The sequence below is a fragment of the Providencia sp. LY12 genome (genome assembly GCF_057621555.1).
In genome coordinates this window covers 4,248,394-4,275,387 of record NZ_CM172594.1, presented here as the reverse complement: position 1 = coordinate 4,275,387, position 26,994 = coordinate 4,248,394, and the positions used below count along the sequence as shown (strand labels likewise).

Genomic DNA, 26,994 nt, shown 5'->3' with positions numbered 1-26,994 from the left:
GTTGTACTACCTTCCTAGCCACGGGCGAGGGTTGACGGTTTTACCTTGTCGGCGAATTTCAAAGTAAAGTGCAGGGCGTTCTTGACCGCCACTACTTCCCACTAACGCAATTGGCTGACCTGCGCGGACTTCTTGTCCCACATTTACCAGCGCACTTTGGTTATAGCCATATAGGCTCATATCCCCTTTACCATGCTCAACGACAACAACCAAACCATAACCTTGAAGCCAGTCAGCGAGTAGTACACGACCATCCGCAATAGCCTTAACTTGGGTGCCTTCATTTGCGGCGATCACCATCCCTTTCCAACGTAATTCGCTGGAGATCACATCTCCATAATTATGTAGGGTGGAACCGCGTACTGGCCAGATAGCTTGGCCTGCAGGACGACCTAAACCGCCTGTTCGAGACATAAGTGATTGTTCACTTTCAGATGGCTTATACGTGGAGCCTTTCTGTTTGGCTTTCCTTTCCTTTTCAGCTACTTGAGCACGAATTCGCGCGGCTTCACGAGCTTCACGCTCAGCGCGTGCTTTGGCTTCGCGTTCTGCTTTAGCAATTTTGTCGCGTAGTCTGGCTTCGTTCTGCTTTAAGACCGCGAGATTTTTTTGATCTTCTTTTAATGAGCTTTCTAATACGGTTAAGGTTTTTTGCCGTGACGCTTGCGCATTATCGAGCTTTTGTTTTTCTTGCTGCTGGCGTGTGAGCGTTGTTTTCTGCTCAGCTTGCTTTTTTTGCTCTAATTGTTTCTGTTCGTGCAGCTCTTTGGTGGTTTCTTCTAGATCAAGAATATTTTTTTCACGAGCTTGGTTGAGGTAACCATAATACGCAAGAATTCGCTCTTCCCGTTGACCTTCTTCACCCTTTAAGAGTAGTGATAAACCTTGGTGTTTACCAAGTCGGAATGCAGCATCTAACTGCTCAGCAAGTAGTTTTTCTTGCTCATTTTTTTTCTTTTGCAGCCGACTGATATTGCTAGATAAGGCGGATATTTCTTTATCTAGCTGTTTTAATTGGTTTTGTGTTAGGTGCAAATCACGGCTTGCTGCTGAAATACTTTGTTCTTGCTCTTTAAGTTGCTGAAGGAGATTACTTTTTTTAGTTTGCTGTTCTTTAACGCTTTTTTCTTTTTCAGCAATGCTTTTTAGCAGGTCATTTAATTGACCTTTATTTTCGGTGATCTGATTCGCGAGCGCGACGTGAGAAGGCGCCAAAGTGAATAACCCCAAACCAAGCAGGGCGGGGATCATTGCCTGACGAACAAAAAACGTCTTTATTCGATGGGATGTATGGGCCATTGTGATAGATCACCTCAATTAAATGCAATAACTGATTATTTCATCTGCAAGTCGTGCTTTCCAGTGTTCTCTTAAAAATAGTCATAAAAACGCTTAAAAATTAAGAATATTGCTATTATACCATTTGATACTAAGTCAAATTATAGGCGTATTATCACTGAATTTTACTGTATATACTCTATTTAGATGGGAATTAATTTAGCGTCAAAGTCTAGTCGGAGCATGTTTATGTTAAAATGCCTGCGTACAGCTTTGAGAAAAAAATTCTTTTTTCAGTAAAAAGGTGTTAACTCTGCGAGTGTTTTCGCAAAAAAGACATTCTAGTTTGCGCTAACTGGCTGTAATTAGCTCAGCACAAAGGTATACTCTGAACCCTTTGATATTCGTTTTTAACTAACGGGAGTAATTGCCCCCCATGATCCAAGAAATCATGCAATTTGTCGGTCGTAACACGTTTGTTAGTCTGACTTGGATAGTGTTATTTGTTGCCGTGGTCGTGATGACCTTCAGAAGCCTATTCTCTAAAACTAAAGTCATTGCGCGCACTCAAGCGATTACAATGATCAATAAAGAAGAAGCAATTGTTGTGGACTTACGTACTCGCGAAGAGTTCCGCAAAGGGCATATTATTGATTCTATTAACTTAACACCATCTGAAATTAAAGATAATAATTTGGGTGAGCTGGAAAAACATAAACAGAAATCTGTGATTATGGTTTCTGCAAGTGGAATGGAAGCAACTAAACCTGCTGAACAGCTTGCTCATCATGGCTTTGAAAAAGTCTTTGTCCTGAAAGAAGGGATCGCTGGTTGGGCGGGTGAAAACCTACCACTGGCTCGTGGTAAGAAGTAATTATCCGGCACTGTAAAATGTGCCGGCAACTGAATATATCTCGAAACTCTAATATGGAAGTAAGGTAATTATTATGTCAGAACAAAACAACTCAGAAATGGTATTTCAAATTCAACGTATCTACGCAAAAGACGTTTCATTTGAAGCACCTAATGCACCTCAAATCTTTCAAAAAGAGTGGCAGCCAGAGATCAAATTAGATTTAGATACTTCTTCAACTCAGCTAGCTGAAGGCGTATATGAGGTTGTTCTGCGTGTGACAACTACCGCTACTCTGGGCGAAGAAACTGCATTTCTGTGTGAAGTTCAGCAAGCGGGAGTGTTCTCCATTGATGGTATCGAAGGCACTCAAATGGCACATTGCTTAGGTGCATACTGCCCGAATATCCTGTTCCCATATGCGCGTGAAACTATCACGAACATGGTGGGTCGTGGTACTTTCCCACAATTGAACTTAGCGCCAGTTAACTTTGATGCACTGTTCATGAATTACTTACAGCAGCAACAAGGTGAACAAGCGCAGAACCCTGAAGTTCAATAAGGTCGCTTAATGAATACTGCTTCAATGACAGTGATCGGTGCCGGCTCGTACGGCACCGCTTTAGCCATTACTCTTGCGCGTAATGGTCATCAGGTGGTGTTGTGGGGGCATGACCCAGCACACATCCGTAAATTAAACCAAGAACGTAGCAACCAAGCATTTTTACCTGGTGTTTCTTTCCCTGATAGTTTATCTCTCGAAACGGACTTAAAAAGCGCCGTTGAAGCGAGCCTGAATATCTTGATTGTGGTACCTAGCCATGTATTTGGTGATGTGCTCAAGCAAATCAAACCGTATCTAAAAGCGGGCTCCCGCATTATTTGGGCAACCAAAGGGTTAGAGAGAGATACCGGGCGTTTGTTGCAAGATGTAGCGCGTGAGGTATTAGGAAACGAAATTCCTCTGGCGGTGCTTTCTGGCCCTACCTTCGCCAAAGAGCTTGCAGCTGGTCTCCCTACGGCTATTTCAGTCGCCGCATCCGATAGCCAATTTGGTGATGATTTACAAAAATTATTCCATTGCGGTAAAAGTTTCCGTGTCTATAAAAACCCTGACATGATTGGTGTGCAACTCGGTGGCGCAGTAAAAAACGTTATCGCAATTGGCGCAGGGATCTCCGATGGTATGGGCTTCGGGGCAAACGCACGTACAGCGTTGATCACTCGTGGGTTAGCTGAAATGAGCCGCTTAGGTGTATCACTGGGCGCTGATCCATCCACATTTATGGGTATGGCAGGACTTGGCGACCTAGTGTTAACCTGCACCGACAATCAATCCCGTAACCGCCGTTTCGGTATGATGTTGGGAAATGGTGTCAGTGTGGAAGAGGCGGAAAAAGAGATTGGGCAAGTGGTTGAAGGCTATCGTAATACCAAAGAAGTGAAAGCCCTTGCGGAGCGTGCCGGTGTTGAAATGCCAATCACGGAACAGATTTATCAAATTCTCTACTGCAATAAAAATGTGTTAGAAGCCTCCCAAGCATTGCTCGGGCGTGCAACTAAAGATGAAATTGCAGATATGCCTAAGTTACCAAGCTAATAATAATATAGAAGAGAGCCATTATGTCGCGTGAAGAACTGGATAGAATTTGGGGTTACATTAAGGAAGAAGCCAAGGCGCTTGCTGACTGTGAGCCTTTGCTTGCCAGTTTTTTTAACGCGACATTACTGAAGCATGACAACCTCGGTAGTGCGCTTAGCTATATGTTGGCGAACAAGTTGAGTTCACCGATTATGCCCGCAATGGAAGTCCGCGAAATTGTGGAAGAAGCATATCGTAATGACGAGCAGATGATTTTCTCTGCGGCGATGGACCTTTCTGCTGTCCGTTTACGAGACCCTGCGGTTGATAAATATTCTACGCCACTGCTGTATTTGAAAGGTTTTCACGCCCTACAAGCCTATCGTATTGGGCATTGGTTATGGGGTGAAGGGCGTAAAGCGTTGGCCGTTTATCTACAAAACCAAATTTCGGTCTCTTTTGGGGTCGATATCCATCCAGCTGCCCGTATTGGCTGTGGGATCATGCTCGACCACGCGACGGGGATCGTGATTGGTGAGACGGCGATTGTCGAAAATGATGTGTCTATTCTTCAGTCTGTTACGCTAGGCGGTACCGGTAAAACCTGTGGCGACCGTCATCCTAAAGTACGTGAAGGGGTGATGATTGGCGCTGGCGCTAAAATTCTGGGCAATATTGAAATTGGTCGCGGCGCAAAAATTGGCGCTGGCTCTGTAGTGCTGCACCCAGTTCCTCCTCATACCACAGTGGCGGGAGTTCCTGCGCGTATTGTCGGTAAGCCAACAAGCGATAAGCCATCGCTGGAGATGGATCAAAACTTTAATGGCAACGTTGATGGTTTTGAAGGCGGGGATGGGATTTAGCTGGTGAAAAAAGTGCAAGATTCGAGTTCAACTCAGTTTGTTGAGCTACTTAGGTGCCGCTATTCTCAGCTAAGTAAGAAACATTCACCTGTCTTTTTAGAAGTAGACTTGCTTAAAAATCTCGATCAGTATAATAGCCATTCAGATGGATTAACTGATGTCCGTAATATTGAAATAGAGAATTAGGCATCATATTAAGATTAAAAAAACAAAGGAGCTTAAGCAGCTCCTTTGTTGTTTTAGTCTTTCAGCAGCGCACCCGGATACCCAAGCTGGCGCCACGTTTCGAAAACTACAACGGCGACCGAGTTAGAAAGATTCATACTGCGGCTTTCAGCCAGCATCGGGATACGAATTTTCTGCTCGATTGGCATATTGTCGAGAACATAAGGCGGTAAGCCGCGAGTTTCTGGTCCAAACATCAAATAATCATCTTCCCGATAGCTCACATTGCTGTGGCTCGGTTTACCTTTGGTTGTCAACGCAAACACACGAGCGCCCGTTGGCGACTGATTATTATCAGGATTTAACCCTTCACTTTCTAAGAATGCGTAATAGTCATGATGATGTTTGATATCCGCAAATTCGCTGTAATCTAGCCCTGCACGGCGTAAGCGTTTGTCATCCCAAGTAAAACCGAGGGGATGGATCAGGTGCAGACTAAAGCCTGTATTGGCGCATAAGCGGATGATATTCCCAGTATTTGGTGGGATTTCAGGTTCGAATAAAACAATATGTGGCATAACGTTAACGGCTATTGGTCGGGATGAAAAAGATGATGCAGAGTTTACGCGCAAATTTGGAAAGATGCATTAGTTGTGTAGGTATGAGAGTGAAAGGCGAGCGGGTGGCTCGCCATTCGATTAATACTGGTAGACATAATGATAATCGTCAGATTTTTCATCAATGCCATTAAGAATGGTGCCAGTAATTTCAATATTATTTTGCTTGAAATGTTTAAGTGCGCGTTCAATTTCTTTAACGGTATTCACGCCATAATAGGCCACTAAAAGTGATGTGCCGGTATATTTTCCGATGATAGCGGGATCTGTAATCGCAAAAATGGGCGCAGTATCCAACAAAACCATGTCATATTGATGTTTAACTGAGTCCAATAAATGCTTAAATTGCTCGCTCATAAGCAGTTCTGAAGAGTGCGAGGTGCTTTTCCCTCGACTAATAATGTCTAAATTCTCAATAACTTGTTGGTGTGTCGAGACTGGATTTTCCCTATGTTGGGATAAAAACTCTGAAAGCCCAGATTTATTTTCTAGCCCAAATGTTTTATGGATATGTCCTTTGCGTAAATCAGTATCGATAAGCAGAATTTTTTTACCTGCATTGGCGAGGACGACAGCCATATTTGCAGTAATAAAACTTTTTCCTACATTTGGGGATGCACTTGTCACCATCACAATATTATTGTCTTGGTTCATAACAGAAAAATAGACACTTGTTCTTAATGAACGAATGGACTCTATTGCCATATCTGCTGGTTTTTCAATGGATAGGGGCTTTTTACTTTCGCGATACCGTGATTTTTTTTCATCCAACGAGAATGGAACGGCGGCATAAACACGGAGGTCTAGCGCCTCGAGATCTTCCGTGTTCTTAATTTTATTATTGAGAAGCTCTTTCCCGATCACAAATGCACAACCTATTACGAGACCTAATAAGGAGGCCAGCGCCATGATTAAGCTTTTCTTGGGAGCAATGGCTGCGGGATAAGATTCTGCGGAGTCAATAATTCGCACATCGGCAGTGATCCCTGAATTCAGCACACTGAGTTCGCGTTGCTTGGTCACCAACTGATTATAAATAGCTTGCTCGGATTCAACATCACGAGTTAAACGAATAATTTGCTGCTGGGTGTTTGGCAGCTGTTGAATGTTTTTGCTGGCTTTTTCTTTCTCAAGTAGCAATTTTTGGCGTGTATCGAGTAAGGCTTGATAAGCCGGGTGGCTGCGGGTATATCGTTGTTGAAGCTCCACTTCTTTAAAAGTAAGCTCATTTAGCCTTTCTTCTACATGCAATGCACTCTCAAGTGCAGATTTGGCCTCTAGCGTTAGGTCAATGGACTCATTTTGTTTACGAAACGTATTTAACTGATTTTCATAATGATCGAGCTTGTTTTTTATTTTTGGTATGTAATTATCTAGAAAAATCAACGTGTTGTTTGTGGCTAGTTTTCTGTGTTCTCTATTTTGATTAATATAATTCTGAATAACATTATCCAAAATCTCGATATTTTCTCGTTGATTTTCCCCTTTAATTGTTAAGTTAATGATACCAGAGCCTTTACTGGCTTCATTCATACTGAGACGGCGTCGCAAATTTTCGATAGCAGAATAACGATCATTTTTTATTAAGGTCAGTTTTTCCCCACCTTGAGCTGTAGATGAATCAATCAATAACTGAATTTCTCCCTGCTCTAAAGGGGTGCCAATTTGCCCATGATAAGTTTGGCCAGCAAGATTTAATGTATATTGGTGACTATCTAGAAAGGTTAACGTGGCGGGCTGGCCGATTAAATCTGAAGGCAATTGGTACTTTGCAATATGAACAGCGGCCGCATCACTTAGAAATCTGGAAAATATCTTTGAAGGTAAAATCCGAATATCTAAATTCAAATCTGACACCGTTTCGCCTAACACCATTCTGGATTTAATGACTTCAATTTCTGAATCGATTTGCCCGTTATTGCCACCAAAAAGTATTCCATCGTTCATTTTTTCTAATAGTGATGCTTGGTTTACTTTATCGTACTGTAATGTAGCATTCGCTTGGTAAATAGGAGAAGCGAGCCAGCAATACACTCCGGCACTTAAAATGGCGGCAATAGTAAACGCCGCTATCGTTAGCGTGTTAGATTTCAGTGTTTTTAATATAGCGAGTAAGTCGATTTCATCGGTGTTCGGCACATGCTTTTTTTCTGTATTGTTCATAGAGTTAGTTTTTAAATAAGTTTAAATAGAGGTTAAATCTTTCCTTGCCACGACTCGGCTGCTTTTTCCATAAGCTGATAAACATGCACAAACATCTCCTCGCTATGTTTATAAGGATCTGGGATTTCGGTTTTATTTAGCCATTCACCAAATAGCATGACTTTTCCTCGGGTTTGCGGAAATTGCCGATAAAGTTTTTGGGTATGAGTGTTTTCCATTACGAGGATCAAATCCGCCATCTGGCATAAATGCCCGGTCAAACGACGAGAACGATTATCCTCCAAAGAGAGGTGATGGCTTTTTGCTATATGACGAGCTTGAGCATCAGCCCGTTGATTCTCCAGCGCAATCAGCCCTGCGGAGTGGATCATTTTTTGGGGGAAAAGCTCCTGCATTAAACGCTCCGCAGTGGGTGACCGGCAGATGTTCCCCATGCACACGATAAGAATGTTATTGAACATAAGTATTTGATTAAAAATAAAATTACCATGCATGAATACGCTTAGTCCCTTCGGCAAGCTGGTTGTATGAGGCGATGGTTGGCAGTAATTGGGTGATTAAACGGTTCCACCGAACAACGGGTGCTGCTGTTACATAAACAAGGTCATAAGGTTGTAATTTAAATTCAGTTCCCATCACGAGTGATGTCGCATCGGAGAGGTCGAGTTGATAAATTTCTGCCATTTTAGAAAGGGGGTTTTCGTCTTCAGAATCTGCTATTGGTGTGGGTTTATGCGTTGACCGAATGACAAAAATCCCTGTTGCACTTGCGGTTGTTTGGTTGAGCCCATTGGCTTTACTTAGCGCTTCAGTGATGCTCATTCCTGCACGGTCGATAGTCAATGTTGATGGTTTCCCCACTTCTCCCATCACAAAGACCTTTTGCGCATCATTACGGGGAACATAGAGAACATCGCCAGATAGCATTAAGTAGTTTTGGGTTAAATCACCGTATTGGATTAGAGATTGCAGCGAGATTTTTATCTCTTTGCCTTCGCGGGTGAGGATCACATTGTCCCAGTCCGCTTTTTCGGTTAACCCGCCTGCGGTATTAAAGGCTTCTAAAATAGTGAGAGGGACATTAGTGATGGGCAAGGAACCCGGCTTAGTCACTTCGCCAGACACATAAATTTTTTGCGAACGAAAGGCGGCAATGCTGACATCGATTTGTGGTGCTTCAAGGTAAGCAGCTAGTCGGGTACTGACTAATTTCCTGATTTCACTGATTGTTTTACCAAGAACGGAGACTTTTCCAATATAGGGATAATAAATGGTGCCATCTGCGTGAACCCAATTCCCTGAATCAGCAGCGCTGCGATAGGAGCCCGCGGGGATAGTGAGTTCAGGGTGATTCCATACGGTAATTGCCAGCACATCACCCACGCCAACACGATAGTCGTAATCGGCTAGCTGCTTTTCAAGCTGAGGATTAGATTTTGCAATCACGGGGGCAACTTGCATTTCACTTATCAGCTTAGGGGAGATAGGGTAAATATCCACAAGCTGGTTGATATCTTGCTTACCAGTATCAATAACCCTCTTTCCTGATGTGGAAATATAGGCTCCCGGGACGAGATGACACCCAGAAATTAGGATGCTCATTGTGATAGTTATGAAAAATTTACTGAACATGATAATAGCCCTAATCAGGATGGATAATGGTAATTTTTAGCAATCGAAGTTACACGACATAAAGTCAGCTCGGGATAATAGTTCAGTTTTAAATAAAAAACCAAATAATTCATCCAAAAATCGATGTTATATAAAAATATAATAAAACAAAAAATGATATTGATGAGATGGATGTTTTGTGAGTGAGAGGTGGTTTGAGGAATAGACCAGAAGCGAACTAGGAAGTGAGTAGGTTAACTGTATGGTGAGAATAGAGTTTGAGGGAATAAAAAATGGAAAATAAAAAGGCGAGCTAGAGGCTCGCCTAATTGATGCTATATCAAGAATGATTTAGCTTTGATAACCGTTAGGATTCATAGATTGCCAGCGCCATACATCATCAGCCATATCCTGAATGTTATATTTGGCTTTCCAACCAAGCTCGCACTCTGCTTTTGCTGGAGTTGACCAATATTCAGCAATATCTCCTGCACGACGTTCAGCAATTTTATAAGGGATTGGTTTACCGACAGCTTTTTCAAAAGCAGCGATCACTTCCAGCACGCTGGTTCCGGTACCTGTACCCAGATTATAGATATAAAGCCCTGAGTTTTTATTCATATGATTTAACGCAGCAATATGCCCATCAGCTAAATCCATCACATGGATATAATCGCGGACGCCAGTGCCGTCTTTGGTGGCATAATCCCCGCCGAATACAGCAAGTTCTTTACGGCGACCGACAGCCACTTGAGCAATAAACGGAGTCAGGTTATTTGGGATGCCATTCGGGTCTTCACCCATCAAGCCGGAGTTATGTGCACCAACTGGATTGAAGTAGCGTAGTAAGGAAATGGACCATTCGCTATCAGAGATACTGAGGTCAGTTAAAATACGCTCAACCATATATTTGCTCGTACCATATGGGCTATTGGTATTTCCGACAGAGGATTCTTCAGTTAACGGGGTATGTTCAGGCTCACCATACACAGTCGCAGAGGAGCTAAAAATTAAGCTTTTAACACCTGCCTGACGCATGCTTTGCACTAAAACTAAGGTGCCATTCACATTCACATCATAGTATTCAATCGGCTTTTCGACAGATTCACCTACTGCTTTTAACCCCGCAAAGTGGATCACTGAGCTAATGGAATGCTGAGCAAAAATGGTTTCCAAAATAGCTTCATCACGAACATCGCCTTGATAAAACGTCGGTTTAGTTCCCGTGATAGTTTCAATGCGATTAAGCACCTCAAGGTTAGCATTATGAAGATTATCTAAAATAATCGGCTGAATACCTTGTTGGATCATTTGTACGCAGGTATGGCTGCCGATATAGCCAAGACCGCCGGTGACTAATACGCAAGAACTGCTCATGGTTGCATCCTGTCTATATATTCCAAAATTGAGATTATGAAAAATGGGTTTTATTTAAACTCATATTGCACAGTATTGGCGATACCTTGTTCCAAAGTAACAGGTGGAACAAAAGAGGTATTTCCAATGTAATTGGATTTAAATTGTGTACGAGCACAGAATTTTTTCACACGAATACTACTAACTGGGAATTCTTTCCCTGTGAGTTTAGAAAGTACATCAAAGCAGTAGCCACCTAAAATCCCAACTGGATATGGAATGCTGATATTAGATTTTGGCTTATTAAGGGCACCACAAATGACCGTTGTTAATTCGTTCATTGTAAAATCAGGCTTATCGATGTAATTGAATACATGCTTTCCTTCAGTGAAGGTGGTTGCGAATGTAATAAACGCTGCAATATTTTCTACATAAGCCATTGATTTTTGGTTGTTACCAGAACCGATCATTAAGAATCGACCAGACGCAATTTGGCGGAATAGGTTATAAACGTTACCACGGTTATTTTCACCAAATACAACGGTCGGACGAATAGTGACTAAGATATTGTCCGCAGATTTTGCCTGCCATGCATCGTAAACGTATTCAGCTTCTAACTTAGATTTACCATAGTGGTTAAATGGATGATATTCGCCATCTTCCCCGGTTTCTTTTTCAACAAAGCCATAAACAGCAACCGATGAGGTGAAAACAATATGTTTGATACCCAATTGTTCAGCGACATCACAGACGTTTTTGGCACCATCAACGTTCACTTCATAGTAAAGGCTAATAGGGTGAACGTTATCTTTGTGTTTTGCCGATAGGTTAATAATAACGTCACTACCTTTCAGTGGTTCGATAAGCGTTTCAGGTTTGGTGACATCGCCAAATTCCCATTTTTCAGGGTGGGCTTCACTTTTTTCAATATCAACAATTTTGAAATCGATATTTTTAGATTTTAATTGGTTTGACAGACGTGTTCCGATAAAACCGGAACCACCGATGATAGTTAGCATAAATTATCTTCTCTTTTTTAAGGCATTGACTATGTAATGAGAAAAGTAATACATGGATTTTATTAGTGAAAATTGCAGCTCATTACGATAAATAAACCATTGCCATTGCATGGTTTTTATTTTATTCGCGGATATTGATTTTTTAGATATTCTATATTTTGCGAGAGGCTCTTGAATACAATATGCTTTTCTTGATTTATTTAATATATTTAGCCACATTACATAATCCTCATGGCCAAGTTTCTTTTGAAAAAATGTACCTAGCTTTTTTCTGTTATATATACCTGTTAGGTTACCAATAAAGTTAGATTTTAACATGTCAGTATATTTAATTATTGGTGGAGATTTCCTGTGTTGTAGTATGATATTACTATCATCGGAAAATGTAGTGTAATTGGAACATACAACATCCCATCCACTATTTAGTAGAAGCATTTGTTTTTCTAGTTTATTAGGGCTCCAAATGTCATCACTATCTAGAAAGCAAATAAAATCACCTGAACAATTTTTGATTGATATGTTTCTTGAGGAAGAAACTCCAAGATTAAATTCATTTTTAATAAGTTTGATTCGGCTATCTTGAATTGAATATTTTTTTATAATCTCAAGCGTCATATCATTAGAACAATCATCAATAATTATTAACTCCCAATTTAAATATGTTTGAGATATAACGCTCTCAATTGACTCTAAAATTGTTTTTTCTGCATTATAGGCTGGCATTACAACTGATATTAAGCTTGGCATACTTTAATTTTCTCAGGAAAAATAATGTAATTAACAATGATAGGATAGACGATGTTAGCTGTGCTATTGTTGCTCCAATAATTGAAAAGTAATGAATGAGAGAAAAACTGATTATACAATGAAAAAATGAAGAGATTATTACTTGATACATGATTAATTTTGTTTTTTGATGAAACATTAAATAATTATTTAATATCATAACTATAGCTGATGAAGTAAATGATAAGATAAAAAATGGGAGTAGTTCCATAGAAGGTAAATATCTATCATCAAAGATAAATGAGAATAAGTAATCTATAGAGAACAAATAAAAAATAGAGCCGATAATTATTATTAAGATCACTAGAAAAATACTTCCTTTAGTATTTAAACCATTGCTCATTTTATAAAAAAAAGAAGGTTGAATTATTTTATTTATAGTAATGGTTATTACACCTAAAACAGAGCTAATTTGAAACCCCAAGGAATAGATGGCTAGATCATTTAATGATAGTAAACTCCCAATATAAAACTTATCAACATTTCCTTTAATCCATGAGCTAATCATTGAGATGCATAAAGGAAGGCAAAATAAAAATATCACTTTAAATGCTGATAATTCTGCGTTAGCTAAAATTATATGGTTATATTTTATTCTTATAATATAAATAAGAATAGATAGTGTAATGAAGTATGTTAATACAAGGGCATAAATTCGACTCTGAAATGTTGGCTCAAAGAGTATAAAAAACAAATATAACGTGATTACATTAATTACACTATTGAATAACAGTATTGCTCCCGCATATTTGAATTTACCTTCTAATCTAAGTAAAGTAGTAACAAGAAAAAGAATAGCATTAGTAAAGGCGATAAAGATAGTTAAAGATAAAAACGAGTCATAAATAAATATGAAAAGAAAGATAATTAAAGATAAATATAGAACAAATAATAAATATGACTTTATGTATATCGATAATTTGCTGGTTTTAAAATAATTAGATGATAGCCATCCTTCAAAAGCAAAACTAATAATAAAGCTAAAAAAAACATAGATAGAAATAAATAACTCAATATTACCATATTCACCTAATGACACATGACGAGTAATAAATGGTATCATGAGGAAAGGGAGAGCTTTATTTATAATATCAAATATAAAATAGAGTAACTTGTCTATATTCATTTTCTAGTTGTCAAAAATAAAATTTCTATAAGGTAAATACGCACTTTCAATTCCATATCGTAAGTCTGTAAGGATAAACTTAAAGTAATTTACGGAAAAATAAGTAATGAAAAATAATAATATTATCTCTTTGGTTATTTTCTTTTTACTTATATAGTTATAATTAAAGGCTATATATAATAATGATACATTTGTGGAAAATGATAGTCGATTAATAAGGACTCCATTATCTTTAAATATCAATGTGAATAGAAATGTCATCAAGTATATATTTTTACAAAAATTTAAGTCTTCTCTCTTACATAGGCTATTATTAAAAATAAATAGAAAAAGCACACCACCTAACCTATATAACTGTGAAATCAGAGACATTGGTTCATTATAGCGTGTAGAATAAGTTAGTATTTTATTAGCATGATAATTATTAAAGGTTATAGTATTATCAATAAACCAAATAAGTACGTTAATTAAATCAAAATAGCCTACTAGAAACGAAAATAGGATAACAAATAAAAAGTTAGGTCTACTGATTTTTATTTTTTTTAGCGGGTAAATTAAAAGCATGATAAAACTTGACACATGAAATAAGGTGCCAATAAAAGAGTAAAAATAGTACTTTCGCAAGTTTAATATATAGTTAAAAGCTAGTAGGTAAAAAGGAAGAGATAAACCTTGCCTAATTGTTGATGTTAATGAAACTATAGAATATAAGATAAAGAAAAAAAGAGAAAGTGTTTTACAAGAGTTATTCTTTATAGCTAAATGGAAAAATAATAAAGTAAGCATAAAAAAAGATAGTGACGCTTCTGGATAATTTAAGCCTAACCATCTAAATAATTTAAAGAAAAATTCAAATAAAAAATCAAAATTTATTTTTTCTTCATAGTTATATATGTGCTGATACTCAATAAAATCAGCTCCTACATTTAAACGTCCACCTATGAAAAATATAGCAATAAATGTTGATACTATATAACAAGTATAATCAAAGTTTTTATAAACAAGTGATATTAGAGTAAGTGTTATTAGTATAACAAAAAATAATATATAAAATTCCATAAGTTAAATGTACTGAATTGAATTATATTTATCTTTAGGTATAGACTGTTGCTTTATTTTTCCTAAAGGCTTAATTAATTCAGGTAAATCTTCAGTACCAATAATTTCCACATTAATAGGATAATGAAAGTTATAGATAGATCCTGAACATATTGTAATAGCTGTATTAAATTCTATATTTTTAAAGTTTAATATTTCAATTGGAAAAGATGATGGGAAGACAATTATGTCTTTTTTAAATAGTTTTTTATAGTCTGTCCTATCTCTAGGATGCGGCTTTATATATATTTTTTTATTTGAATTTTTAATGATGATATCATGATAGATTTTTATTTTTTTACTTTCTGACATGAATCCATCTTCACTAAAGGGTTGTGTTAATATTATTAAATTATTATCACTGCTTAATATTTCAGGTATGTCAAAAATATTATATATCTCTTGCTGTTGTTTAAGTGTTAGTGAATTAAACAGGTTTTTTAAATCTAATTTTTTAGTCTTATATTTTATATCATGAGGGGCTTTATCTGGATATTGCAGATAAATATTTTCAATCATATTGCTTCTTCCATATCCAGGAGTTACACCAAGAATCTTTTTTAAGATAGGAAAGTTCGGATAAGCGCCAACAAGATAGTTTCCATTTCCGTGTTCATAAAGATTTAGTTTGAGATTTCTATGTATAAAATATTGAGAGATAACACTTTGGTCTACAAAAACATTGATTGAGGTATTATTATTTGTAAATTTTTTCAAAAAATGGTTAAGTGATATTTTAATTCTATATTTAAAGAGAATGAATTTCAATATTCTATTTTGTTTTAGTGATATTTGAAGGCATTCACTAAAATATTCTAGTTGAATTATTTTTTTGAAAAAAGAACTATTTTCTAATGCTTTTTCAATGATTATGACAGACTTTTCTTTTTCTTTATTATAGATATTGGCACAGACTAATAATGTAATAAAATGCTCCCATGTGGTCTTACATACAAAAACATTTTTTTTCATTTTTTCACCTGATGAAGCATTGTCATCCATTGATTTGTTATATTGCATATTGATAGTTCTTTAACAGAAGATTTAGCATTTTCAGCTAAATAGTTTATTTTTTTTTGATCGTTTATTAGCATTTCTATATTTTTTGCTAAGGAATCAGTACAACCATTCTTAACTAGAATTCCATTATGGTCATGCTGAATTAAATCTGATGGTCCATTTGGACAATCAAATGATATACATGGTAAGCCACATTCCATTGCTTCACCCAATACCATAGGGAAGCCTTCAAATCTGGATGAAAGAATGAAAATACTAGAGTATAGCATTTCTCTTTTTATATCATTAGATTTTCCCATTAAATAAATATTAGAGGCTCCTAATGAATTTATTTTTTGTAATAATTTCTCATGTTCATTACCTTCGCCAAAAATATTTAATCGCCAATTTTTGTTATTTATTTTTGAGAATGCATCAATTAGTATGTCGAAACCTTTTTGCTTCTCCAAACGTCCAACTGCAATCAGTGTATGATTTTCTAAATTAGAGACCGATGTGCTCTCGAAACTTAATGGATTATGGATGGTTATTACATTATTGAAAATTTGGCTAAACTTTTTTTCATCTTTAGTTGTTAACACAACTATTTTATCAAATTTTTTATAAATTAAATTTCTGATTTTTCTTACTAAATAATTATAGTAATTAAAATGAACATGTTCGTATGCTATCCAATTACTTTCTTTTTTTGAAAAGTATAATTGAAAGGCAGTAGGAAATGAATTTGCTATTATAAAATCAAACGAGTTTTCTTCTAGATAATTCCTCAATTTTTTTATATTTGTTAAATGCTTTAATAGCCTTTTTAGTGACCCTGGTTTTCCATCATAGTGCAAGCTTTCATTCAAAAATGAAATTTTTATTTTTTTATCTATATCGAAGTGACAATAATCATTTGATTTGTATAAACTTAGTATTTCTACTTCTATATTATGTTTAGATAGAGCGTTTGATAGGTTTGCTATAACTCGTTCTATTCCGCCAATAAAAGTGATATCGGCAAGGATAAATAATATTTTCATTTAATTCTCATTATTTTCAAAATCAAAAAAAATTTTAGGGCTATTATTATCTTTGGCTATAAATCCTTTGATAATTTTCAATGCGTTTTCTTTTGAATTATTTTGTGAGTATGGATTAATTGAGTTTTTAACAATAGCTTGGAATTCATTAGATTGGCTATAAAGAATAGACTCAACTATTTTGGATTTTATACATACACAGTCAATTGTGCTTTTTGCTTTAATTCTACCGCCTTGACGAAAACCAATATTTATTGTTGGTATTTTTAATGATGGCATTTCTATTATGCCAGATGAGGAATTTCCGACTAATCCACATGAATATTTACATAAAGCTAAGTATTCTTCAGGTAATAATGATGTAATATAACGAGTTTTTTTTTGTTCGCAAAATTCGCTAATTAAAGATGAAATTATATTTGATCCAGTATCTGAATTTGAACCAATGAAGATATAGTCATAAATATTTGAAAGTTCATTAAGAGCGCTGAGAAGTTCAGATACTTGTTGCTCTATAGGGGTACTCATTAGAGTTTCTGGATGGAAAACAACTACAAAATACTCTCTATTAAGAATGCCATATTTTTTTTCTAACGCGTTTTTAGTTGGCAAAGATAATGATAAACTATTTTCTGCGCCTAAAGAGCCTATGTTAAATACGGAATTAGGGTGTTCACCTAATTGGATGATGCGTTGTCGATATTCATCGGTCGATGCTAAATGTAGTTTAGACATTTTAGTAATCGAATGTCTTATGAATTCGTCATAGTTACCTAATGTTTGTTCTCCCCCATGCAGGTGGATAATTGGTAAATTATGCATTGCAGCAGCAATAGCAACAGAAAAGATTTCATATCTATCACCTAAAATCATAACAGCATCAAAATGGTTATCTTCAAAATACTGCCCAAATTTATCTAAACATATAGCCATTGATTTTAGTATTTTTTGATTGTTAGATGTATTTAGCTCTATATCAATTAATTTATCAATTACAAAACCATCATCCTTTATATTCTTATAAGTTAAACCAAATTTCTCATCGCAGTGCATACCAGTAGCTACTAATGTCAGTTCAATATCAGGGTCATTTTTTAATGCAATTAATAGTGGTTTCATTATGCCATATTCAGCTCTTGAGCCGGTAACATATAATATCTTTTTCATTTTAAAGCATCACCTAATTCTTTTTCTAAGTGTAAATAAGCTTCTTGAGTGAAATGCAAACCATCATAGGTAAACTCAGATTTTAGATTTCCAAACGCATCATAAAAATCACTACTTAATCTTATGTATTTGAGTTTGCCATTATATTTATGTATTTCATTATTTAGATACTCATTTAGCAACTCAATGACATGATTATTTCTATCTATACGGCCTCTAATTGGTGGTACAGACAATATATAGATGTTAGCAGTTGGATTAATTAATAATATCTTTTCTACCATGTTAGTAATCCAGAACCACGTTTTTTCGGGTGTCCAATCGTTTAGAGTAATGTCATTTGTTCCTGCAAAGATAACAATAGTATTGCCGATGCTTGTAATTAAGTTTTTATCTAATATTAATTCAATGTATTTTTCTGAGCTAATTCCAGAAATCCCTAAATTATTAACTTCTTTTTCATTTAATTTTTCAATATTCCAATTGTCAAATATAGAGTGCCCTATTAAAGTAATTGGATATTCTTTATTAAATAGCTCTTTTTTTTCATTAATCCTATTCTTTATATTCTCAAGTAAGGTTTTTTCTTTTTCTTTTTTTGACTGAATACAAATGGCAAGTTCAAAGTCTAAAGCATCATCAATATCAATAGAGTCTTTTTTAGACATAAAGTATGCTGTGGCCTTAGGACCAAAGAAATGTTTTTGTTTTAAGTAAGAACTGTTATATCCAATAAATATCGCTCCATTAGGGGTATAATATTGCGAATCTTGTCTTCGATAATTACTGAAGTCTAGGTTAAAATGTTTTAACGAGTTATCTGAATCAATTGGTTTAATTAAGTCTGTACTTTTTTCACTTTCAGTTACTGAAACTAGAAACTCATGTTTATCATTGGATTCAAAAATACCTATAGCCTCTTTAATATGAGACTCATCACGGAATGGTGATGTCGGTTGTAATAATACAAAGTAATCATACTGAGGTATTTTTTTTAATATATTATCAATAACCATGAATGAGGTAGCTTGATCTGATGCTAATTCCTTATCTCGAATAATGACTTCAGCACCATATTTCTCTGAAATTTCTTTATATTCTATGGAGTCAGTTGATACGATAACTCGTTCGAATAATTTTGAATTAATAGCGGCTTCGATTGTATAAGCTATTAATGGTTTACCTAGTAGCATCAAAATATTTTTATTTGGTAATCCTTTTGAACCAGAACGAGCTGGAATAATGGCTATCTTTTTTAATGTCATAAACTACACCTCTTGAGGTAAATAGCCTGAATGTTTAATTAATTGATCTTCTTCAAAATTATTTTCAGCTTTTGTACCTAAGATATCGTACCAGTACATAGGGCTGATACCATTTCCAGGGCGCTTTGTTGTTATATTTTCAATAGTGTAGATCTCACCTTTTGTAATATTTCTTTTGGCAACTATTGATTTTCGTGCAACAATTTTATTTTTTCTCTCTGACTCAGTTACCTGCTTTTCTTTGCTTCCTAAAGCTAACTCTATAGTACGAATGCCTTGGCATAATAAATATAGCTCATCAGGGGTAACTGAGGCTTTATGGTCTGGGCCGTCAAAATTTTTATCTAGAGTAAAATGTTTCTCAATAAAAGTAATACCAAGAGGTACTGATGCTATTCCTGCATAATATCCAGGAGAATGGTCAGAAAAGCCTATTTTATAATCTTTAAATATTTCTTTAAATCCAGTAATAGCATTTAAGTTTACATCTTCAAAAGGTGTTGGATATTCGGTATTGCAATGTAATATAGTAATATCTTGTGCTTTTATTCCATTCTGATGAAGCACATTAAGAGCCATTTTTATTTCATCTATAGTAGCCATTCCTGTAGAAATGATAATTTCTTTATTAGGAATTTCTAATTTCGCAATTTTTTCTAAATAAGGTAAATTAAGTAGCTCACCGGACGGAATTTTCCATTTTTTTTGATTTCGTGATGCAAGAAAATCTATGGAGTCAAAGTCAAATGGAGTTGAGAAGACATCTAAACCTAGTTGCTTGGCATATTCTTCAAGTTTTATGAATTCCTCATATGGTAGTTCTAATTTTCTGGTCATCTCTAACTGTGATTCATTAGAGCCAGTTACTTTTATCTGGTATTCAGCTTTTGGTGCAATCTTAGATATTAATTGATCTGCTTTAAATGTTTGAAATTTTACTGCATCAACACCCGCTTTATATGCCTCATCGACCATTTTTTTGGCTAATTGATAATCACCGTTATGGTTACAACCTATTTCAGCGACAATAAAAATTTTATTCATTCTATATTTCTCTAATTAGTCTTGTGGGTGAACCTGCAACAACAACGTTATCTGGGATATTGCGAATAACTACAGAACCGGAGCCAATAATGGAACACTCGCCTATATTGATCTGCCCATTTACTACAGTACAACTTCCGACAAAAGTCTTCTGTCCAACATTGACATCACCATTCAATACAACATTTGTTGAAATGTTAGTGCATATTCCAATTGTATTGCCATGTTCAATTAAAGCTCTAGTATTAATTACGGCGCCATCTAATATTGTTGTTCCACTATTAATGATACTCATTTTCCCTATATAAATCCCTGTACCTAAATACACACTCTTAGATAATATTGCTGTGGGATCTATAACATTAATAAGTTCTAGTTTTTTTTCTTTTAAAAGAATTAAAAATTCATGTCGGACAACAGGGTCTCCAATACCAATAAAGTATACATAATCTGACGGATTGCTAATGTGATAGATGCTTTTAGCTATAATTGGATAGCCTTGGTGAGTTCCTATTTTGTAGGTATCTACAAATCCTGATAATGAGTATTGGTGTTCATCTAAGCTATCAATAATAGATTTAGCAAAACCACCAGCACCAATGATAATTAATTTCTTTTTTGTCATGATTTTCTGATTCTATTTTAAGACGTAAGAAACCATGTTTAACTACATAATAGTAGTTATTAGATCCCATAGCTACCGCACTGGGTTATCGGGTCCCAGAGCGCCATTGAATTTCAAAATTTAGTGTTTATTAATTGAAAATGCTGCATTTTTTTCAGGTCTGCTCAATTAATAAACACTGCTTATGATAGCTTTCCCATATAGGTCGACTTGTGCCGTAAGCACAATCAATCAAAAGCCCTTAATAATAGCACTAAAGTATCGGAGTGACTATCGGTGTGAGGCGCCTAAAAATCGCTACTTTACCAGTAATCTTCTGATCACCTTTTTGAAACCATTAAGTGAGTTATTAGTATATAGTTCTATCAAAAATTGTTAATTTCACATTGGGTGGCATATTGGTTTGAGTGGTATCTATACTTAGGGGCTAATCTGATAGTCAAGAAAAAGCATGTATACGGCTAGATAGTATAAAAAATAATGATAATCACAGCTGTAACTTGATGTATGTTATTAATATATAAATAGATCACGCCCATGTGGTGTAGGAAAAGGTAATTACTCGAATAACGATATAATCAATGAAATATAATATTTATAAGAATTGTCTGAGCTATTTCTTACTTACAAGTATATGTGGTAAACGCGTATAGGCAAATATCGCCAAATGTTTGAGACACTAATTTCATCACTATTTGTGAATATGAATAAGTTAATTATCAGTCAGGTTGAGTTTGGATGGGAATATTAGGCGAAATAAGATAGGAATATATGGCTGATATATAAAAAGGCCTTTGGCGCATGAGCACCAAAGACCTTCATAATCCAAGATTAGCGCCCGTGTTCTGGCAGCCAAATCTGTAGGCGTAATCCACCTAGCGGGCTGTCGTCAGCTTTTACCCAGCCTTTATGTTGGGAAATCGCTGTTTCAACAATTGCTAAGCCAAGCCCTGTACCGCCGGTTTCTCTGTCGCGAGCTTCATCGGTGCGATAGAAAGGTCGGAAGATATGCTCGCGGTCAGCAGGGCTAACACCTGGGCCATCATCGTCGACAGTAATTAAAATACCGTTATTTTCTTCTTTGAAATCAACCGCAATATGGGTGTTTGAGTAGCGCAGTGCGTTACGCACTATGTTTTCAAACGCACTGCCAATGGCGGATGGATTGCAATATAACGGCCATGAGCCAGGGTGCGATGTGACATCCAGCGTCTTGTTCATCTGCTCCGCTTCGAAGCTTGCATCATCTAGAATATCTCCCCATAACTCATCGGCTTTGATGTGTTCGCGAAGAATTTCATTTTTATGCTGGCTGCGAGAGAGAACCAGCAAGTCATTGATCATGCTATCTAAACGGTGAGTTTCTGTTTCGATGCGCTCCAGTTCTTTACTCTCACCATGGCGGCGACGTAATAATGCCGTCGCTAGCTGTAATCGTGTGAGTGGGGTGCGCAACTCGTGAGATATGTCAGAAATCAATCGCTGTTGAGCGGTAACCATGCCATCTAACGCACTGATCATCTGGTTAAAACTGTTACCCGTAGATAAGAATTCTTGGGGACCCGATTCTAGCTCTGGGTGTGGGCGCAAGTTACCTTTCGCCACATCGTCCGCCGCCATTTTTAATTTACGGGCAGGGCGAGCCAAGCTCCATGATAGCCACAATAGCAACGGTGCGCTGATTAGCATGGTGGCAATCAAGAGTAAAAATGGTCTGTCAAACAAGAGATTAATAAAGTCTGATTGCGGGCTGCTAGCTGGGCGAACTAAATACAGTTGGTAGTGATCTTCACCGTCTCGAATAGAAAATGGACCTAGAATTTCTGCGCGTCCGTACTTTTTCTTCTTCGGATGGTCGGCATTATCGGATTGACCAATAAAGTTGCGGATCACCTGCATTTCACTCGGCATCGCACCAATCACGCGGCCTTCACTGGTCACGATAATCAGCCGTTGCCCTGGGGGCGCCCATTTTTTGATGGCGTTGGAAATCCGTCGCCACCAAAGTAGGTCGTTCATCGGTGCTTGAGCGAGTTCGGCTTCGATGTGTTGCTCAAGCATCTCCCCTTGGCGTTGCTCACTTTCCATCAGGACGGTGAGCTGCCGAGAGTCGAGCTTAGGCACCATCAGCACTAGCATTAATACTAGTGCGAGGGTAAACCAGAAAATCGCAAATATTCGAGCTGTTAAGCTGTTGATCATGTGGCAGAAACCATCAAGTAACCGCGTCCACGCAAGGTTTTAAACCAAGGTTGACCATCGGTGCGTTCTGGAAGTTTGCGGCGCAAGTTTGAAATATGCATATCAATCGCACGGTCAAATGGCGTGAGGCGCTTACCCAAAACTTCTTGGCTTAAATGCTCTCTTGAAACCACTTGCCCTAAATGCTGGGCTAATAGATAGAGCAAAGTAAACTCGGTGCCGGTTAAATCAAGGATTTCGTTATCGAAGCTGGCTTCTTGACGACCCGGATTGAGCTGTAATTTATCCACTTGTAAGGTTGGGGTGTTGCTGTTGTCCCCTTGAGTTTGCTCGCTCCAGTTTGAGCGGCGCAGTAACGCACGAATCCGCGCTACTAACTCCCTATCGTTAAATGGTTTTGGTAAATAGTCATCGGCACCGAGCTCTAAGCCCAGCACTTTATCTAATTCACTGCCACGCGCCGTTAACATAATGACGGGTGTTTGGTGAATTTGGCGTAACTCTTTTAATGTCTCAATACCGTTTTTCTTCGGCATCATGACGTCGAGTAATAATAGGTCAATGGATGAATCGATTTGCTGTAATGCTTGCTCACCGTCATAAGCGATGACAACATTGAAACCTTCCATTTCCAGCAGTTCTTTTAAAAGCGACGTGAGTTCACGGTCGTCATCAACTAATAGGATTTTATGCATTAATTAAGTCCTCCAACTGCCAAAATACGATAACAATCTTCACGATTCCATGACTTTACGTTCTTTTACATGCTCTGACGCTAGTTTGCAGCCGACCGCGTATATTTAACTCCATTGAATCACGAGCATCGTTCGGAGACAAGGTATCTAAATGCAAAGAATAGTACACAGAACAAAACACAGTTCAGTACATAAAACAGCCGCATACGTTTTAGCTTCTGCATTTGTTTTCGGGCCAGTCGCTGCGTTTGGTGAAGCATCTGAAAGTAGTGTTGATGATGAACCATCATTAGTGCTTCAAATGCAACCGGACCAGCCACTACAAACCACACATATTGCTATTCAGTTTCAGATCCCTGAATCATTAAATAGCGACGAACGTGCCAGTGAATTTATGTTTAATGGTATCACGTTGAGTGAGAAACAGCGCCAACAGCTTCGTGACTTGATGGCTACCCAGCGCCACCGTCATGGTGAAAATGTTGCCTCAATACAAGAACGTGAGTCATTACACAAACTTATTATAGCGGATCGCTTTGATGATAAAGCTGTCCGAGCGCAACTTGAGAAACAATTGCAAAAAGAACTGGATGAACGCGTTGAGATGGCTCGTATCCATCACGAGCTTTACCAGTTACTGACGCCAGAGCAAAAGGCGCAGCTTGAGCAAATTAATCAGCATAAGTTCGCTGAATATCAAGTTATGCAGTAGAGATTCCTAGTAGTGAGTGTAGTTGAGTTTTTTAAAGCCTGTAGTTGAGTTTTTAAGTTGTATCGTTGAGTTTCGAAGTAAGTAGTGAAGTAGCAATAACTGAAGTTTTTCCTTGCCATAGACACCATCCCTGTCTTTATAGCCCCTTTTTAAGGGGCTTTTTTTTGTGTTAAATGGAACTATGTTAACTATAGTTGACAGTGTGAGTGTGATAACTATAGTTGACAGATAGCGAGAAGGGAGGCTCTATGCTGACCGTACTAACGACAGATATTTTTAATAGATGGATGCATGACCTGAAAGATATTCGAGCAAAAACAAAAATACAGGTAAGAATTCGGCGTTTGAAGCAAGGCAATTTTGGTGATGTTGAATCAATAGGTGATGGTTTTTCTGAATTAAAAATACATGAAGGGAAAGGATATCGCGTTTATTTAAGAAAGATTGATAATACAATCGTATTGTTAATCAGCGGTGGTGATAAATCGACGCAGCAAAAAGATATCGACAAAGCCAAACAAATTTTTCGTGAAATTGAAGGTGATCTATGAATATTAAAATAAAAGAGTATGACATTGCTGAGCACTTAACGAACGAAGAAGAAATTCAGCTGTATCTTAATGAAATATTAGAAGAAGGCGATACGGCACTCATTCTTGCAGCATTAGGCGATATTGCGAGAGCGAGAAATATGACCCAATTAGCAAAGGAAGTAGGAATGAGCCGAGAAGGGCTATATAAGGCACTATCTGGTGAAGGTAACCCTGCATTTACCACTATCTTGAAGATAGTTCATTCACTAGGACTAAAGTTGCAATTTAAGAGCGCAAGATAACCCTCTTTTTTACTCTTCTATTACTATCAGTAATATTTTTATTACTGATATGTTGTCTATACATTCACTTTCCACGTACTATCTTCATTTCCAGCGATTATTCCGAACACTTGCAAAATAGATTTTCACACATCCAAAGAGGTCATATTGCGCCATGATCCAGAAACTTACTGCTCAAGATTATAAAAAAATGCCTTGGAAAAATGGGCAAGGATTTACGTTAGAACTCGCAAGAAGCCACGGGGAAGGGCTAGAAAATTTTGACTGGCGAGTGTCGATTGCAGACGTAAAATCCGCGGGCTCATTCTCTTTCTTCCCAAATAAACAGCGCATTATTGGCGTATTGGAAGGCACCGGGATTGTGTTGCAGATAGATAAAAACCTGCCAGTTTCTTTATTACAAAAGCAATTTCACGCCTTTAATGGTGAAAGTGATGTGTATGCCGAATTAATTAATGAAGCCATCCGCGATTTTAATTTGATTTACAACCCTGAAAAGTATTCAGCTCGGCTGCAATGGGTATCTTGTGAGTCAGCAAACTCGTGGATCAGTAATGGAAACTGTGTGCTGATTTTTAACTTACAGGGCAAGCTAGAGTTGCAGGTAGATGGGCAGCACTCAGTCTTAAATGATTTTGAAACCCTATTGGTCGAAAAATCAGGTACTCCTACGCAATATATTGCCTCTCCTGAGCATCATGGGGACTTTTGTGTGATTGAGTTATTCGAAAGATAACGCTGCAAAGCCATTTAAGTCATTTTAGAGTGATTTAACTCAGTCAAATCGCGACTATTTAGTTAGCGGATAATTCTGATAATTTCACTCTTTGGACAAAATTGTTATCAAATTCATAGATTGCTTATTTAATGGCTTTATTCTTATTGTGATTTTAAACAGAATCTTTAGGCTATATCTCCTAATCGTTATTAGAACGAGAATGGTTTATTAAAAACAGTAATATAATTTTTGTAGCAAGGAAAAAAAAGAAGATGAAAATGAAGGCGCTTGTTGCGGTCGCAGTTTCTGCGGTCATTATGACTGGCTGTAAGAGTATGGACACTGGGCTGATGACCAACTCTGGAATGCAATTATTCCAAGCTGCAACATTATCTGATGCAGATGTTAAAAAATTCAGTGATGACGCTTGTAAAGAGATGGATGCAGAAAACAAAATTGCTCCAGCTTCAAGCAAATATACTCAACGCTTAAACAAAATTGCTAAAGCACTGGGTAGTGAAGTTGACGGTACTCCGGTTAACTATAAAGTTTACATGACTAAAGATGTGAACGCATGGGCAATGGCAAATGGCTGTGTACGTGTATACAGCGGCCTGATGGACATCATGAACGACAACGAAGTTGAAGGCGTTCTGGGTCACGAAATGGGTCACGTTGCTTTAGGTCATACCCGTAAAGCAATGCAAGTTGCTTATGCAGCAGTTGCAGCACGTACTGCGGCAGCCGCATCAGGTAACGATGTTGCGACTCAATTAAGCTCTTCACAGTTAGGTGAGCTGGGTCAAAAACTGGTTAACTCTCAGTTCTCTCAACATCAAGAAAGCCAAGCGGATGATTTCTCTTATGATCTGCTGAAAAAACGTGGTGTGGATACTAAAGGCTTAGTGACTGGTTTTGACAAATTAGCAAAACTGGGTAGCAAAGAAACTAGCATGTTTGACTCTCACCCACCGTCAGATGAGCGTGCACAACATATCCGTGACCGTATCGCGGCAGATAAAAAATAATTTTTATCTTGAATGATATTAATGGGGAAGCTAAGGCTTCCCCATTTTTTACCTAACATCTGAGTTTTATATATAACCTGCATTTTATCTTAATTCTGGTGGTGAAAATAAAGTCACAAATCAGAACTTATCCAGTTGTACTCT

At 37.2% G+C, this 26,994-nt stretch carries 27 protein-coding genes; 9 read left to right on the top strand and 18 right to left on the bottom strand.

Annotated elements, in window-relative coordinates; all coding sequences use genetic code 11:
- Positions 1-6 precede the first annotated feature (6 nt).
- Positions 7-1,299 carry a murein hydrolase activator EnvC gene (gene envC / locus ACY3ZI_RS20310; protein ID WP_211887621.1) on the bottom strand — a complete coding sequence of 431 codons (1,293 nt, stop codon included), beginning with the start codon at positions 1,297-1,299 and terminating at the stop codon, positions 7-9.
- 418 nt (positions 1,300-1,717) lie between these two features.
- Between envC and ACY3ZI_RS20305 the strand changes: the two genes are divergently transcribed.
- From ACY3ZI_RS20305 to cysE, 4 genes are all read left to right on the top strand, one after another.
- Positions 1,718-2,152, top strand: coding sequence for a rhodanese-like domain-containing protein (locus tag ACY3ZI_RS20305; RefSeq protein WP_487377586.1), 435 nt, complete (start codon positions 1,718-1,720; stop codon positions 2,150-2,152).
- A gap of 73 nt (positions 2,153-2,225) precedes the next feature.
- Complete coding sequence (secB, locus tag ACY3ZI_RS20300; RefSeq protein ID WP_006660561.1) at positions 2,226-2,693, top strand: protein-export chaperone SecB; 468 nt, start codon at positions 2,226-2,228, stop codon at positions 2,691-2,693.
- Positions 2,694-2,702: 9 nt separating this feature from the next.
- Positions 2,703-3,731 carry an NAD(P)H-dependent glycerol-3-phosphate dehydrogenase gene (gpsA, locus tag ACY3ZI_RS20295; protein WP_108479153.1) on the top strand — a complete coding sequence of 343 codons (1,029 nt, stop codon included), beginning with the start codon at positions 2,703-2,705 and terminating at the stop codon, positions 3,729-3,731.
- 23 nt (positions 3,732-3,754) lie between these two features.
- On the top strand, positions 3,755-4,576 hold the full coding sequence (cysE, locus tag ACY3ZI_RS20290) for a serine O-acetyltransferase (protein ID WP_036950776.1): 822 nt from the start codon (positions 3,755-3,757) through the stop codon (positions 4,574-4,576).
- A gap of 239 nt (positions 4,577-4,815) precedes the next feature.
- Here cysE and trmL read toward each other — a convergent pair whose 3' ends face one another.
- From trmL to cpxR, 17 genes are all read right to left on the bottom strand, one after another.
- Complete coding sequence (gene trmL / locus ACY3ZI_RS20285) at positions 4,816-5,319, bottom strand: tRNA (uridine(34)/cytosine(34)/5-carboxymethylaminomethyluridine(34)-2'-O)-methyltransferase TrmL (protein WP_006660558.1); 504 nt, start codon at positions 5,317-5,319, stop codon at positions 4,816-4,818.
- Between the two features lie 120 nt (positions 5,320-5,439).
- Positions 5,440-7,521 (bottom strand): polysaccharide biosynthesis tyrosine autokinase, encoded by a 2,082-nt coding sequence (locus ACY3ZI_RS20280; protein WP_487375752.1) that lies wholly within the window; start codon positions 7,519-7,521, stop codon positions 5,440-5,442.
- 32 nt (positions 7,522-7,553) lie between these two features.
- A complete protein-coding gene (locus tag ACY3ZI_RS20275) occupies positions 7,554-7,982 on the bottom strand; it encodes an arsenate reductase/protein-tyrosine-phosphatase family protein (protein WP_487375751.1) in 429 nt (142 codons plus the stop codon).
- A 22-nt stretch (positions 7,983-8,004) separates the two neighbouring features.
- A complete protein-coding gene (locus ACY3ZI_RS20270; protein ID WP_487375750.1) occupies positions 8,005-9,153 on the bottom strand; it encodes a polysaccharide export protein in 1,149 nt (382 codons plus the stop codon).
- A 330-nt stretch (positions 9,154-9,483) separates the two neighbouring features.
- On the bottom strand, positions 9,484-10,509 hold the full coding sequence (gene galE, locus ACY3ZI_RS20265; protein WP_487375749.1) for a UDP-glucose 4-epimerase GalE: 1,026 nt from the start codon (positions 10,507-10,509) through the stop codon (positions 9,484-9,486).
- 50 nt (positions 10,510-10,559) lie between these two features.
- The gene (locus ACY3ZI_RS20260) at positions 10,560-11,507 is read right to left on the bottom strand and encodes an NAD-dependent epimerase/dehydratase family protein (RefSeq protein ID WP_487375748.1); all 948 of its coding nucleotides are present in this window, start codon (positions 11,505-11,507) and stop codon (positions 10,560-10,562) included.
- Positions 11,508-11,510: 3 nt separating this feature from the next.
- On the bottom strand, positions 11,511-12,254 hold the full coding sequence (locus tag ACY3ZI_RS20255; RefSeq protein ID WP_487375747.1) for a glycosyltransferase family 2 protein: 744 nt from the start codon (positions 12,252-12,254) through the stop codon (positions 11,511-11,513).
- Positions 12,217-13,356 carry an oligosaccharide flippase family protein gene (locus ACY3ZI_RS20250; protein ID WP_487377584.1) on the bottom strand — a complete coding sequence of 380 codons (1,140 nt, stop codon included), beginning with the start codon at positions 13,354-13,356 and terminating at the stop codon, positions 12,217-12,219. The genes ACY3ZI_RS20255 and ACY3ZI_RS20250 overlap by 38 nt, the downstream gene beginning before the upstream one ends.
- Before the next feature lie 66 nt (positions 13,357-13,422).
- The gene (locus tag ACY3ZI_RS20245) at positions 13,423-14,478 is read right to left on the bottom strand and encodes an EpsG family protein (RefSeq protein ID WP_487375746.1); all 1,056 of its coding nucleotides are present in this window, start codon (positions 14,476-14,478) and stop codon (positions 13,423-13,425) included.
- 3 nt (positions 14,479-14,481) lie between these two features.
- The gene (locus tag ACY3ZI_RS20240) at positions 14,482-15,489 is read right to left on the bottom strand and encodes a glycosyltransferase family 52 (RefSeq protein ID WP_487375745.1); all 1,008 of its coding nucleotides are present in this window, start codon (positions 15,487-15,489) and stop codon (positions 14,482-14,484) included.
- On the bottom strand, positions 15,486-16,559 hold the full coding sequence (locus ACY3ZI_RS20235; RefSeq protein WP_487375744.1) for a glycosyltransferase family 4 protein: 1,074 nt from the start codon (positions 16,557-16,559) through the stop codon (positions 15,486-15,488). The genes ACY3ZI_RS20240 and ACY3ZI_RS20235 overlap by 4 nt, the downstream gene beginning before the upstream one ends.
- The gene (gene neuC, locus ACY3ZI_RS20230; RefSeq protein WP_487375743.1) at positions 16,560-17,726 is read right to left on the bottom strand and encodes a UDP-N-acetylglucosamine 2-epimerase; all 1,167 of its coding nucleotides are present in this window, start codon (positions 17,724-17,726) and stop codon (positions 16,560-16,562) included.
- Positions 17,723-18,991, bottom strand: coding sequence for a cytidylyltransferase domain-containing protein (locus tag ACY3ZI_RS20225; protein WP_487375742.1), 1,269 nt, complete (start codon positions 18,989-18,991; stop codon positions 17,723-17,725). The genes neuC and ACY3ZI_RS20225 overlap by 4 nt, the downstream gene beginning before the upstream one ends.
- A 3-nt stretch (positions 18,992-18,994) precedes the next feature.
- Complete coding sequence (neuB, locus tag ACY3ZI_RS20220) at positions 18,995-20,035, bottom strand: N-acetylneuraminate synthase (RefSeq protein ID WP_487375741.1); 1,041 nt, start codon at positions 20,033-20,035, stop codon at positions 18,995-18,997.
- A 1-nt stretch (position 20,036) separates the two neighbouring features.
- Positions 20,037-20,660: an acetyltransferase gene (locus ACY3ZI_RS20215; RefSeq protein WP_272535724.1), complete on the bottom strand. Its 624-nt coding sequence runs from the start codon at positions 20,658-20,660 to the stop codon at positions 20,037-20,039.
- Between the two features lie 831 nt (positions 20,661-21,491).
- Positions 21,492-22,862, bottom strand: coding sequence for an envelope stress sensor histidine kinase CpxA (gene cpxA / locus ACY3ZI_RS20210; protein WP_036950809.1), 1,371 nt, complete (start codon positions 22,860-22,862; stop codon positions 21,492-21,494).
- Positions 22,859-23,557, bottom strand: coding sequence for an envelope stress response regulator transcription factor CpxR (gene cpxR / locus ACY3ZI_RS20205; protein WP_006660535.1), 699 nt, complete (start codon positions 23,555-23,557; stop codon positions 22,859-22,861). Before cpxR ends, cpxA begins: the two co-directional genes overlap by 4 nt.
- Before the next feature lie 151 nt (positions 23,558-23,708).
- Between cpxR and ACY3ZI_RS20200 the strand changes: the two genes are divergently transcribed.
- The 5 genes from ACY3ZI_RS20200 to loiP all read left to right on the top strand — a co-directional run bounded on the left by ACY3ZI_RS20200 (position 23,709) and on the right by loiP (position 26,850).
- Complete coding sequence (locus ACY3ZI_RS20200) at positions 23,709-24,269, top strand: Spy/CpxP family protein refolding chaperone (protein ID WP_211887648.1); 561 nt, start codon at positions 23,709-23,711, stop codon at positions 24,267-24,269.
- Between the two features lie 248 nt (positions 24,270-24,517).
- Positions 24,518-24,820, top strand: coding sequence for a type II toxin-antitoxin system RelE/ParE family toxin (locus ACY3ZI_RS20195; protein WP_132497042.1), 303 nt, complete (start codon positions 24,518-24,520; stop codon positions 24,818-24,820).
- The gene (locus ACY3ZI_RS20190) at positions 24,817-25,104 is read left to right on the top strand and encodes an addiction module antidote protein (protein WP_108479168.1); all 288 of its coding nucleotides are present in this window, start codon (positions 24,817-24,819) and stop codon (positions 25,102-25,104) included. Before ACY3ZI_RS20195 ends, ACY3ZI_RS20190 begins: the two co-directional genes overlap by 4 nt.
- A gap of 154 nt (positions 25,105-25,258) precedes the next feature.
- A complete protein-coding gene (locus tag ACY3ZI_RS20185) occupies positions 25,259-25,840 on the top strand; it encodes a HutD/Ves family protein (protein WP_211887659.1) in 582 nt (193 codons plus the stop codon).
- A 254-nt stretch (positions 25,841-26,094) separates the two neighbouring features.
- Complete coding sequence (loiP, locus tag ACY3ZI_RS20180) at positions 26,095-26,850, top strand: metalloprotease LoiP (protein ID WP_154603263.1); 756 nt, start codon at positions 26,095-26,097, stop codon at positions 26,848-26,850.
- Positions 26,851-26,994 lie beyond the last annotated feature (144 nt).